At 49.2% G+C, this 12,908-nt stretch carries 6 protein-coding genes and 2 pseudogenes; 1 reads left to right on the top strand and 7 read right to left on the bottom strand.

The features are described 5' to 3' along the window. Position 1 precedes the first annotated feature (1 nt). Positions 2-796: pseudogene (locus JOE45_RS24180) on the bottom strand (PAS domain-containing protein); the annotation flags it as partial. A gap of 280 nt (positions 797-1,076) precedes the next feature. On the opposite strand from JOE45_RS24180, the pseudogene JOE45_RS09775 reads away from it, so the two are divergent. Then, positions 1,077-1,811, top strand: a pseudogene (locus JOE45_RS09775) (DUF444 family protein); the annotation flags it as partial. Here JOE45_RS09775 and JOE45_RS09780 read toward each other — a convergent pair. The 6 genes from JOE45_RS09780 to JOE45_RS09805 all read right to left on the bottom strand — a co-directional run bounded on the left by JOE45_RS09780 (position 1,812) and on the right by JOE45_RS09805 (position 12,889). After that, positions 1,812-3,551, bottom strand: a complete 1,740-nt coding sequence (locus JOE45_RS09780) for a sensor histidine kinase (RefSeq protein WP_210020375.1) — start codon at positions 3,549-3,551, stop codon at positions 1,812-1,814. A 179-nt stretch (positions 3,552-3,730) separates the two neighbouring features. After that, positions 3,731-5,266, bottom strand: coding sequence for a recombinase family protein (locus tag JOE45_RS09785; protein WP_210020374.1), 1,536 nt, complete (start codon positions 5,264-5,266; stop codon positions 3,731-3,733). Then, on the bottom strand, positions 5,248-5,454 hold the full coding sequence (locus JOE45_RS09790; RefSeq protein ID WP_210020373.1) for a hypothetical protein: 207 nt from the start codon (positions 5,452-5,454) through the stop codon (positions 5,248-5,250). Before JOE45_RS09790 ends, JOE45_RS09785 begins: the two co-directional genes overlap by 19 nt. Before the next feature lie 171 nt (positions 5,455-5,625). Then, positions 5,626-6,387, bottom strand: a complete 762-nt coding sequence (locus tag JOE45_RS09795; RefSeq protein ID WP_245246834.1) for a glucose 1-dehydrogenase — start codon at positions 6,385-6,387, stop codon at positions 5,626-5,628. Positions 6,388-6,672: 285 nt separating this feature from the next. Next, positions 6,673-9,990, bottom strand: a complete 3,318-nt coding sequence (locus JOE45_RS09800) for a UvrD-helicase domain-containing protein (RefSeq protein ID WP_210020372.1) — start codon at positions 9,988-9,990, stop codon at positions 6,673-6,675. Beyond that, positions 9,983-12,889, bottom strand: coding sequence for a PD-(D/E)XK nuclease family protein (locus JOE45_RS09805; protein ID WP_210020371.1), 2,907 nt, complete (start codon positions 12,887-12,889; stop codon positions 9,983-9,985). Before JOE45_RS09805 ends, JOE45_RS09800 begins: the two co-directional genes overlap by 8 nt. Between the last annotated feature and the right edge of the window lie 19 nt (positions 12,890-12,908).

The raw sequence follows: 12,908 nt of genomic DNA on the forward strand, positions 1-12,908 counted from the left end.
CCATCATTTTTCTTGATGTGATATCAATAATGACACCGTCAAGCCGCGTCAAATTTCCGGAACTGTCCATGGTCGGTATAATCCGGTTTTGAATCCATCTCACTTCACCACTCGCGTGAATAATCCGATACTCGCTGGCATCTGATATTCCTTGCCGTACTTCCACTGACAATTGGTCAAATATGGGAATATCCTCGGAATGAATGATATTTTTCCAATCTTCCCGAAAAATAAACTTGTTAGATGGGTATCCCGTAATTTTTTCTAAAGCTTCCGAGGAGTATTCTATTCTTTTGGTAGTTTCAACGTACGACCAAACAGCGACATCAACCGTATTCAAAATATTTTGAAGCAAAAGACGACTTTTTTCTAATTGTTCTTGAACCGCTTTTTTGTCGGTAATGTCGAGAATAATCCCATTTATTCTGACAGCATGGTTCTCGTTATTGTATACGGTCGTGCCGACACTTTGAACCCATCTGACTTCTCCGGTGCGAAGCTTGATCCGATGCTCCAACGTATTTGATTGGCCGGAATAGAGTCTGGACATATGCAAGCGTACAGATTCGAGATCCTCTTCATAAATTGCCTCTTCCCAAACGCTCGGATTGCGATAAAGCTCCTCCTGGGGAAACCCGAGCATCTTCTCAAAGCCTGAAGATACGGTTAAAGAGCTTGTTTCTTTGTCTAATGACCATATGGCTGCATCAATGTTATCGAAAATATCCTGGTACCCCTGCTCACTACGAAACGATTCTTTTTTAAACGGATTGGTTATATCAAAAAAGGTATACATTATTAGCCCCGATTCATAGTAGTTTGGTATAATCCTTTCATCCGACTATGTTAATCATATTTTAGCTCATTCAGTTCCGGAGATAAAGTCTCATTACAATATTTGGAAAACTCTCGCAGAGAATAAAAATTCCACATCCGTCCCGCTCACATATCCCTCGGCCACTTGAATATATTTAGTAACAAGCACTTTTTTTAAAGTCTTGTTTCACTGACGTCTGTACCGTTCGTGCTTTTGAACACGGATTTCTTGCATAGAAAGCCCTCAGGAGGTGTCTCGTATGACAGAACCTTTATTTACTGTATCCCGTGAAGACTGGTCGCTGCACCGCAAAGGGTATCAAGATCAGACCCGGCATCAAGAAAAAGTACGTGAAGCGATCAAGCAAAACCTGCCTGACCTGGTGAGTGATGAAAGCATCGTGATGTCGGACGGCAAGCAGATTGTGAAGGTGCCCATACGAAGTCTGGATGAATACCGTTTTCGTTATAACTACAACAAGAGCAAGCATGTCGGGCAAGGAGACGGAGACAGTCAGGTTGGCGACGTGTTAGGGGTAGATCCCCAGCCAGCTTCCGGCTCGGGTAAAGGCGAGGGAGCCGGCGATAAACCCGGGGAAGATTATTACGATGCGGAAGTTCAAATGGAAGAGCTCCAGTCCATGCTGTTTGAGGAGCTGGAGCTTCCTAACCTGCAGCAGAAAGAGAAATATAATGTCACGACGAAAGAGATCATCTTTAACGACATCCGCAAAAAAGGAATTATGTCCAACATTGATAAGAAGCGAACGATCCTGGAAAATCTCCGACGCAACGCGCGCGATGGCGACCCGGGGATCCACCATATCAGTCCAGACGACCTTCGATTTAAAACGTGGGAGGAAATTGTGACGCCGCACTCCAATGCACTCATCCTCGCTATGATGGATACGTCCGGTTCCATGGGAGTGGCAAAGATAACTAAAGGCAAAAAGATCTGTTCGAGCGAAAAGCTCAGAGCAGACCTTTTTTTCTATTTAAAGCACTCCCTTTAATGGAATAGAAATGTTAAATTCGGTCATTCCATTCTCGCTATTCAGCTGAATCGAACCCTGATAACGTTCCACAAGCTGGTGAACGATATAGAGTCCTAAGCCTGAATTTTTCCCGTTATGCTTGGAGGTAAAGCCTGACTCAAACATCTTCCGTTGAATATCCGAGGGGATTGGATTTCCCCTATTCACCACTCTAAGCTGCAGCTGCTGGTTATTCACGTCGCCTTCAACCTTGACATACCGGTATTGTTGATCAAGCTCCATGGTGGCATCGAACGCATTATCGATTAAATTACTTAACAGCTTGACCATATCCGTTGCCTTCACTGGACTAAATTTTACCTTCTCCATCTGATTGAACGCATGCTCAAAGCAAATCCGCTGTCTCTCAGCTTGTGTGAGCTTGGCTTGAAACAATGCGATGAGGGGCGGATTGTTGATGTTCACCAGATCATTCACAACCCGTATTTCTCCCACTAACGTCTTCGTATAAGAATGCAATTCCTCATAATGCTTTAAAGTCAGGAACGCATTAATCGTTTGAATATGATTAATAAAATCGTGCCGCTGTTCCCGAATGGATTGAAACAATGTCTCCATGTTACCGGCATAGGCGTCCTGTACATCTTGTACGGCACGTTCTTTTTTGCGGTTGTATAATATAAACATGAAGGTAATAATGGCTAGGGACAAGCCTGTGCAGATGAGCATAAAGAACAACGTATTTTGCAATTGTTTCTGCAGAAGCTGCTCGACCTCGGTATAGTCGTATGAAATTTCAATCAAAGGAGCTGCGCCCGTTGCATTGTATTTCATAAATTCCTTATGGATGGGCGTAAAGCTTTTGAACACCGTCTTATCTTCAGAGGATGTGGTATAAAAGACGGTCTGATTCGTATCCAGCGCCATTTGGGCATACTTCTTTTCGTCCGAATCCCGGTACTGGTATTGTCCAAACAGAACTAGCCTTTCCGAATACCAGTGACTCGGAGTAGGGTTCTCAGCAGGATACTGGCGGTCCAGAAGTTTATCTGAATTTAGTACGGAAATTTCCAGCCTCATGTGCTCATGTTCTTTCGTCAGCCTGCGAATGGCATCTTCAACGCCGGTTACGCTTTGATAGATCCGAAAATCCGTATTTTGCACAAAAGGATTGATGATGTAATTGGTTGTACCATCAAAGTAATAACCCCATTTATTAATGCTCTCCGGATTGGACGTTGCCGTATCGAAAGGAGCGCTCCAGTAATGGGGTAAAGCCTGCCCCATACCGACGTTTACATTCTGGAGATCGAATAATTGATGGAATGCGATGTAGATCGTGTCCCAGCCTTTTGAGCTTACATTCAAATCTTTCGGATCCGAGGACTTCGCACCTACGATGTCGTCCGGTTTCTTTTGGAATAGGGTAATTTGGTCGACGCCCAGCTGCTTGCTTAACTCAACAAGATCGCTATTATCCACTTTGTCAATGTCGGGGTCCAGCTTGAATTGGGAGGCTATAGCGGCGCTCCTGAGATTTTGCCCGATTAAATCCTCTACGAATTTTTCACCTGCCGCGGTTTGCTCGATACTCATCCGGACGCTGTTGTACAGCAGCAGCATCTTTTCCTTTTGATTCTGTATGATAATTTCTTTGGTGTGCTGGTAATATACGATATTCAATGTCATCAATACAAGCAGAAAAACGAGGGATGCTCTTAGAGGTATTTTTTTAAACAAAATCATGTGTCCACCTCTGTTCGATATAAATTAAAGATGTTCTTAGATGATTATAGCTGTTTTTGTATGAATTTGTCGAAGTTCAGCGAAAAATAGTAATGCATAAGAACACGAAAAGCTGTCCGCAAGTTCGGGACAGCCCTTCAGAATCATCCGAGTTCGGGACAATAAAACCATGTCTAGCAACCGAAATCGTAGTTATACTCAATGGCCAAGTGACGATCCGTCAAAACCATGCGTTTGATGATCTCCTGCAGCAAAACCCTTGTGCAATGGAGGTCATCAAGCTCCAGCCGTTTAAATTCCTCCATGTAAACCTCCAAAGACGAGGTTTCCGTTATTTGTTCAAAGATTCCCTCGACTTGTGCCTCCAATACATTCATTTCCTCATCAAGCCGCCCGATCAGCTTTTTCATATCAAGCATCTGCTGCTGATACGTATCCGCATCAAAAAGCTCTCTTTGTTGGAACAAATCCATCTGATCTTTCTGACATCTTTCCTTTTTCTGCTGCCTTACCTTGATCTCTTGCTGCAGCCTCTCCATGTCCTTCTCTTTATTAACGACTATTTCGAACATACCGCCAGGCAGCTTGTCCAGCCGGCCGCGAATCAAGCTAACGACCATTTCTTCCAGTTCATCTGCATTTACATTCGCTTGCGGGCAAACATCGCGGCCGTACTTATGATACGTTTTGCAGATGTAATACCGGTACTCCTTACCTTTGTAGGAACGTTTTTGACAAATCATGCCCTGATTGCATTTTCCGCAAATCAGAATGCCCGTGAGCGGATGATAGGCCCGCCTTGGCGCGCGGTTATGACTTTTGGACGATAGAATACGCTGTGCGGTATCGAATATAGCTTTATCGATTAACGCTTCATGGGCGTTCTCGATGATTTGCCATTCGCTTTTATCGATCCGGATTTGAATCTTTTTCTTCGTCATTTTCCCGCTGTCATCGTATTCCCGCTGCAGCTGATTGCGCCTCGTGCCGTAAACCACGTAACCGATATAGGCTTGATTACGAAGGAGTTTGTTCACACTCTCCCGACTCCACAAGTTGCCGTTTTTTGTCCGGATCCCTTTTTGGTTCAAATATTCGGCTACTTTAAAGGTGCCCAGTCCTTTGTGAACATAGAGGTCAAACACTAGCATCGGAATGTCCTTACATTCGGGGTCGATTTCAAGTTTCTTTGTTTCCCTATTGACTTGATATCCAATGGGCGGCTCTCCCCCCCACTGTCCTCTTCGCGCCTTCTGCTTTCTTGCACTACTGACGCGGGCCGATATTTTCTTGCTTTCCTGCTCCGAAAGGACGGACAAAATATCAAATGTGATGTTGTCTTTATTCAGCGTATCATAATTATCATTGATGGCCACTACCCGCACGCCATATTGTTCAAACATACCGATAATCGCCGGATTCTCTTGCTTGTCACGACCCACGCGGCTTACTTCCTTGAAAACCAGCAGCTGAAACCGGTGATTTCTGGAATCCTGTATGGCTCGTTTCATCTCTGCGCGGTCAAATACACTGGTATAGTATCCGGAAACCGCCTCGTCCTGGTATACGATAATGTCCGTATGGTCGTATTGATGACCCAATCGGCTGATATATTCCTGGCACTGGCTAATTTGATTTTCAATGGAATCCCCTTGATGATCGGTGCTGACCCTAGCATAAATCGCACATTTTATTTTTTCCTGTTGCAAAGGTGTCCCTCCAAGCATGAATTTAGCGTATGGGGATCATCAAACGGTTTGGACGCTGCAAGAGCTGGATCATGAATGAACACTTGGACGTCTAATCCGTATTTCGTTCTAACATAATCCGCGGCCTTCATGGCCATCCACCCGGATATAGGCTTATCTCCGTCCACTTCATTGTAGGTAAAGTTCATTTGATCGCCCTCCACCCTTGTCATCCCTTACTTCAATGTATGTTGAAGAAAGCTTGTCTTATGTTTCACTCCTTCATGGATAGGACATCTAATGCAAAAAGAAAAACCTTCAGCAGAGCTTTGCTCTGTTAAAGGTTTATTGCTGTTGTAGTTACGCTATTGAAATATGTATTATCTTCCCATCCATCCGCCATCAACCGTTAAAAGCTGTCCGTGAACGTAATTTGAGGCATTCGAAGCAAGGTAAACAATGCTCCCCTTAAAATCTTCCGGTATTCCCCATCGGCTGGCGGGGATCCGTTCCATAATTTGACGGCTTCTGGTTTCGTCTTGCATTAATGCCGTATTCATTTCGGTTGCAACGTATCCAGGGGCAATTGCATTCACGTTCACATGATGCCGCGCCCATTCATTAGACAATGCCTTCGTTAATTGGGCTACTCCGCCCTTGGCTGCAGCATACGCCGGTACCGTAAATCCGCCCTGGAATGACAGCAAAGAGGCAGTATTAATAATTTTCCCTTTCTGCTGCGGCACCATATAGCGTCCTGCTTGCTGACATAAGATCCATACTGCCTTCAGATTGACATGGATGACATCGTCCCAATCGGCTTCGGAAAAGTCCACGGCCGGTGATCTGCGCTGGATTCCAGCGTTATTCACCAGAATATCGATCTTACCAAATGCCGATACAACTGAAGGAATCGCGTTCTTCACATCATCCAATTGATTCATGTCACACTTAATGATTTCGCATTTTCTGCCGAGCCGTTCGATTTCCATTTTTAATTCTGTTTGCTCAGGGGATCGCTGCAGCAGCGCAATATCAGCCCCCGCTTCCGCCAAAGCTAACGCCATGGCATATCCGATTCCTCTGCTCGCACCGGTAACCGCCGCCACTTGGCCATCCAACCGAAATAAATCAAAAATCATGATAAGTCCTCCAATATATTTTATGGTCGAATAATAATCTTTAATACTTCTTCCGGTTTCTCCATCAAGGCGAACCCTTCTGAAATACGTTCAAGCGGCAATTCGTGCGAGATCAGTAGGGATACATTTACTTGATCGCCAGCCACGAACTGAATAGCGGTTTGAAAATCGGTTCTGCTGTAGCAGCGAGTTGTAATTAAACCGATTTTTGTCGCTACTAGTAATTCGGCAAAAAGAATAGGGCGGATGCTGTTCCATAAGCGGTAAATCCTTTGGTGCTCCTGTTTAGTTTTTGGTAAGAGGGACATATTTGTGAGGATGAGTAAAATACAGCCCGGCTTCCTTGACCTTATATCCGAAGGTCTCGCTCCATTCTTTGGCATAAGCCATCACCTGAGGCTTATAGAAGCGGAGGAACGATTCCTCTTTGTCTTCATCGAAACGGTCCGTCTTAAAGTCCACCATGACCCAGCCCTCCTCCTCCTCAAAGAGAAAGTCGATGACTCCTTCCAGAAATACCGTGCTTACGGCGCTGTTTCCCATGGTTACGGACTCCTTCGCAGCTACCACCTCTTCAGAGGAATTCCCGCTGCTCTCCGTCAGTCCGATCTCTCCCGGCTTCTTACGCACCATGACCCGCACCTCATGAAGCCTAGTCTTGGCTCGAAGAGCCCTTTGCCATAAAGCACTTCCGATCACCGCTGCAACGGTACGGCAAGCTTCCTCACTCATTTCCTCTGTAAGCGACAACTGGGCACCGATCATTTGCATATAGGATTTCAGCGCATCAGCTGAGAGCCCCTTCCCTACCGCCTCAATCCCTTGGTGAACCAGACTGCCGAACGTCATACCGTGCCCTTCCGAAGACCACTCGGGGATGTCAGCGGCCATTTTCGTTAATCCCGTTACGGATACATGGGCATACGTAGGCTGCTCCAACTGCTCGAGTATCGCTGACCTCTCCTTCTGAAATAAGTCGATATCAGGGTGCCCATCGTACTGTCCTGCGTCCTGAGGCTGAATATCCGGGATCTCCAGCTCCGGCACCCATTCCATTCCTTCCATAAGCGGGCTCCAAGGGCATTTGACCGGCTGTTCGGGATACTGGCTGATGACCAGAAGCTGCTTCGCCCGGGTTGCCGAAACGTACAGCAGCCGATCCTTCTCGGCGTTCATGAACTCCCGCTCTTTCAAACCTATCGTCTCCCATCCTATCGGCTGAGCCAACGTTTCACTGACGTATTCGAATTTTCGCTGGGAGATCGTAAAATATCCGGCGGCAGGGTCCTGCGAGCGGTCGATATGCTCTGCGGCATCATGATCCGTCTCACCGCAGGGACAAGCCAGAAAGACCACAGGAGCTTCAAGTCCTTTGGATTTGTGCAAATTCATGATGCGAACCGCTTGGCCGCGCCCTGCATATAAGCTGGAGGCTTCTACCCCCTTGCCCGTTGTCCACTCTTTGAGCGCCTCCGCAAGAGCTCCCCAATCCGCCGCGGTGTCGGGGTTATCCTGCAAAAGCTGCAGAAGCTTAAGCAGGGTGCCTGCCCTTGTAGCTCCGGCTTCTTGAAGCGCCGTGTATAGAAGCAGGCCCATGTCTTCCAGCATCCGGTACAATGCCGTCATTGCGGGCAGCTTCCGTGTCCAACCGTAATACGACCGCAGTTTGGTTAAAGCTTCACGAACCCCATCCGCATCTGACGCACCGCCGCACTCTTGCGGGAGCTTCAGAAAGTGGAGAGAATGTCCTTCCTGCTTATAAGTCAGAAGCTCCCGGTCGCTAGCACCAAAGAACGGTCCACGAAGAACCGCCAAGAGGGCCACTTTGTCCGAAGGATCAGCAAGACAAGCCGCAAGCTGTGACAAGCTTAGTATCTCTTCATACAGCACGGCGCTTCCTGTCGTCTCTGCCGGTACCCCGTGATGATCCAGCACCTCTGCGTACAAACCGATAAACTCTCGTGTTTTTGTCAAAATCAGAAAATCACTAGGCACCGCGGCGCGTAGCACATACCCGCTGGTGCTTGAGTCCCGCTCTTGTATTTTCAGATTACCGTCTCGAGAGGCCCAAGCGATATATGCTGCAATCCGTTTTGCATCCTCCGCCGCTACAGCTGCTTTCCCTCCCGGCAGCTTCGGGTAAGCCAACGTATATACCCCATGCGCCGGTTTCTTCTTCGTCCCGGGGTTCGGAATTTGGGTCTCCATCGTTACGAAGGCCGCTTGCTGTTCCGATGTTTCTTTCGGAAATTTCGTCCCAAACTGATAGTTGACATAGTCGCCGATCGCTTGCACCGAGCGGAAGTTCGCGTTCAGCTGCAGCACATCTCCGCAGGCCCTAACCCGGCTCTTCACTTCATTGTAGATGGAGATATCGGCACGGCGGAACCTGTAAATCGACTGCTTCGGATCGCCCACAATGAACAATGATCCCGGGCGCGGCTGAAGCTTCCGCCAATCCTTCTCTTCCGGGTCCTCCCCCCTGCCCGTCAGCAGAAACATCATCTCCGCTTGAATTGGATCTGTATCTTGAAACTCGTCGACAAGCAGACGCTGATACCGGTTCGCAAAATAACGGCGAACTTCCGGGGCTTCTCTGAGCATTGATGCGGCCTTCATCAGCAAATCCTGAAAACTGACAAAGCCGGCTTCCAGCCGCTTTCGTTCGCTGTATGCCACGGCTGGCAGCACCACACAAATCAGCTTGGGGTACAGAAACTCTCTCCAAGATTGCAGTAAAGGAAATAACACGGTGACCTGCCATTCCTGAAACCGTTCCTTGAGCTCTTTGGCCTTGGCTTTATTCACCCAACGGTTAAGCGTGACGTCCAGCTTCTTATCAAACTCAGCCGCCAACTGCAGTACATGCCGGTCGTCATCCCAGCTTAGGTTCCGCTCCTTCTGTTTCACAGTTCGAAGCGCTCTTTGCAGCGCATCCCAGCCTTTCTCCGGCTCACTTACCGGCAGGTACGGCCAGGCTTCGTCAACGAGCCGCGGCAAGGATAATCGAATCATATCAAAGTCCGGTTGCGGTCGGTCCGCCGCTTCGATCCGAACATCGGTGAACAAAGAAACCCGCTCGTATACACCTTTAAGCGTATTTACATGGATACCGTACTGCCGAAGCTCTTGAAGCTCGCCGTCCTTCCCCTCCTCGGTCAACAACTGCACATATTCATCCCAGCACCGGCTCCGCTGCTCCATCTCCGCCTGCTCATCCAGCTCCCGAAAAGCCGGATCCACTCCCGCTTCCACCGGCCTCTCCCGCAGCAGCATCCCGCAAAACGCATGGATCGTCCCAATAAAGCCTTGGTCCAAGCACTCTAATGCAGCGGATAACCGCGTTTTCTCTTGATCACCCGCCACTTGGAGCGAACGCTCCAAATCCAACCGAAAACGCTCCTTCAGCTCATCGGCCGCTTTATTGGTGAACGTGATGGCCGCCAACTGATCCACTCTAGCCGTACCGGTGCGAATCAAGGATACCATCCGGCCGACTAGACTTGTCGTCTTCCCAGAGCCCGCTCCCGCTTCCACGACAAAAGTCGTCTCCAGATCCTCCGAAATGCGCTTCCGCGCTTCGATGTCGCTAGGTTTAATCAACCTTCTCCACCTCCAACAATGACTTCAGCAGCTCCCGGTGCTCTGGGTTTTCTTTTTTCTCCCCCATCAGCGATGCATGGCTTCCGCAAACCTCAGCATAATCACAATACCTGCAGCGTTTAGTATCCTGGGTCGGAATATAAATTCCCAGTTCCATCGAGTGAAGCAGTCCGAGCACCACTTGAGCCAATTCTCCCCGGCGATCCTGCAAACGTACGACCTCTCGCCCGATACCTTTGGCGGTTGGAAAATAATACGCCGACTCGGTTACCCTGGCTTCCGGGTCTTTGCCCGATTCCTTAAGCCACTGCTCTGCAGCCAAAGCATATAAAGCATGCTGCAGCTGCGTGCCCCCGGCAAAATACTCATGCTCACGGTACTTGGAGGGACTTCCCGTTTTGTAATCGATAATCCGGTATTGATGCGGCGCGATTTGGTCGATTCGGTCAACAAATCCCCGCAGCAGGACCGATGATCCGTCCTCCAGCACGATCTCCAGCGGCTCTCCGTTCAGAGACAGTTCCTGTTCAAAATAACGGGGAAGCGCCGTTTTGGCTGTCTCCTCTTGAAGAAACCATTCGACATCGCGGCGTATCTCATCCGACTCTTTTTGGAAGATATGCAGACTTGGTGCAGGAACCATTCGCTCAGCCTCACAAAGCAGAAACTCGGTCACTGACCTCAGGATGCGGTTATCGTGCTGTGGTGCCACAGCCCCGTCTATGGTGATCTTTTTCAGATATTCGAAAAAAATGCGATGCAGCAAGCTTCCCCTGTCCGCCGGCGCCAACCATCGGGTCCGGTCGTACACCGCCGCCTCCTTGGGCCACATGCCTAAAACATAGCTAAAATAATATTTCATCGGACACTCCGCATACCGTTCCAACTGACTTGCGCTGTAAGCGATCGGCTGTTGAACTTGCGGAAGAGAGCTCGCCCCCTCGGCCTGCACCCAGCCGTCATATCCTGTGATCGACATGGACTCACGACATGCTTTGGCCCTGCTTCCTTGACCGATGAAAGGATATGCAGCTTCCATTGGATGCTTTCCGTTCCGTAGACGTCCGCCGTCCATTGCCAGCTCGTGTGACCAAAGGTCCGAAGCGTCCAGCGGCAGTGCCGTTTCTGGAGTGGATCCTTTAGTAGACAAGTACCCGACAGGCAGACCCAAAGTATCGTGCACTGCGGAGAAATCAGCCTTCGGGAGCTGCTGCTGTGTTCTGAACAGCTGCAGGAGCTCGAACGCGGGACTGGCCGGCTTCCCCTCCGAAAGCTGATATGAACAATAGCTCAGTGTGACCTGTCCGCGGATCATGCCCAGCCTTGAATTTCGTTCCTGTTTATCCCTAAGGCTATGTTCAGCGGCGAGGGTCAACTCCCCACTGATGTTGTGTCTCTCTTCATCTAACAGAACCGGATCCTGACGGGAGGACGAAGACCAACTCCGTTCATCCATGCCGATCAGGAACGTGTACGGTCTGCCGCTAAGTCCCCCATTCGCTAAAGAAGAAATATGCAAAAAGCCCGGCCTGGGTGTCGCAGAAACATGAGTTCTGAACCTCGCAAGCTGTTCTCTCGCATATTGGAGCGCTTCCGCCTTTGACATCGGGGCCGTCCCCAGCATCCCAAGCGTTTCCATCGAATCCTCCAGCGCCTTGATGACCGAGGCGTCTTCCTCATTGTGAATGACGCCATACGTACTCATCAATTGATGCAGCCAACGAAGCACAAGCAGCGGACTCCAGCCTTTATCGTCGTCAGGTAAAGGGGATAACAACTCTATGAACAGGCTCCTAAGAAGCTCGACCCTATGAATCTCCTCTTTTTCGGTACAACGTTCCGGATCGAGCAGCAGCAAATACCGCTCTTTTCCCCACCCTATATTCAGCCGCTCCAGCCATCGAATCCAATCCGAGCCGCTTACTCCCTCATCCCTCTTCCGCAATGAGATTCCTCCGCCTCGAAGCATAGAGATGAACCGGGAAACAGGAAAGTCCAATTCCACCCAGTCGAGTGCCGCAAGCAGTGTCCAACCTGCACGGGAATATGGCAGCGGCAGACCTCCAGAATAAGTACAAGGCATGCCTAACTCCAATGCCATCGTATGAATCGGACCGATGTAAGAGTCCATATCCGATGAAATGATTTCCACTTGGTCCAAAGGAATGTGCTGCTGGTGTATACGCCGCAGCACCTCCCGCACCTCGGCAAGCGTACCTGCCGCATGAAAAAACTCCGCCTTCTCTACAGGAAATCCGGAAGTCGGCTCTGTGAAGGACCTCTCCCGCTCCACAAGCACAAGACGCCCCCCCGCGATGGTTTTCAAAATGACCTGTTCGGACTTGGCTCGAAGCGCTTTCTCCGGCAGAATGTAGACGACGCTGTCCGTGTCGGGCTCTATATATGTCACGAGCGAGGCTAGATCGGCATAATGATGCTTTGCCAGATAACATTCGTATCTGTTCAGCAGTTCTTTCAAGTAATGGCCTTTGCGCTCATCCATAAACATGTCCAGGCGCAAATCCGCCGACAGAACCAGCGCGCTGCGCAAGTCGGTAACGGACCGGTGGACGCAAGCTGCCATTCCAGGCGTTAGCAGCGTTTGGCTAATGTATGTGCTGCCTTCCTCCGCAAGCTCCGTCATCAACTGCTGCACGATCCAGAAAGTTTGACCTGAGCGCAAATAGCACATGCCCTGCTGAAAAAGCTGAAGCCCCGCCTGCTTCAAAGCTAAGCTCTCTATCGTTTGCGGCTCGACATTCAGCACACGGCCATGATCTCTGCAAACCTGCTGCAGCCACTGCTGGCCATCAGCAAACCGGTCAACCAACAGGACTTTCCTGGTCAAAGGAGAATGCTCAAACACGTCGTGCAAATTCCGGATGAAGGCAGAGGACAATTCGGACCACTCCTTATCA

Source organism: Paenibacillus sp. PvR098 (assembly GCF_017833255.1).
Taxonomy (GTDB): domain Bacteria; phylum Bacillota; class Bacilli; order Paenibacillales; family NBRC-103111; genus Paenibacillus_G.

Bases quoted from the DNA above. Each gene is read 5' to 3' on its own strand.
- JOE45_RS09795 (WP_245246834.1), bottom strand. From the start codon at position 6,387: ATGATTTTTGATTTATTTCGGTTGGATGGCCAAGTGGCGGCGGTTACC.
- JOE45_RS09790 (WP_210020373.1), bottom strand. From the start codon at position 5,454: ATGAACTTTACCTACAATGAAGTGGACGGAGATAAGCCTATATCCGGG.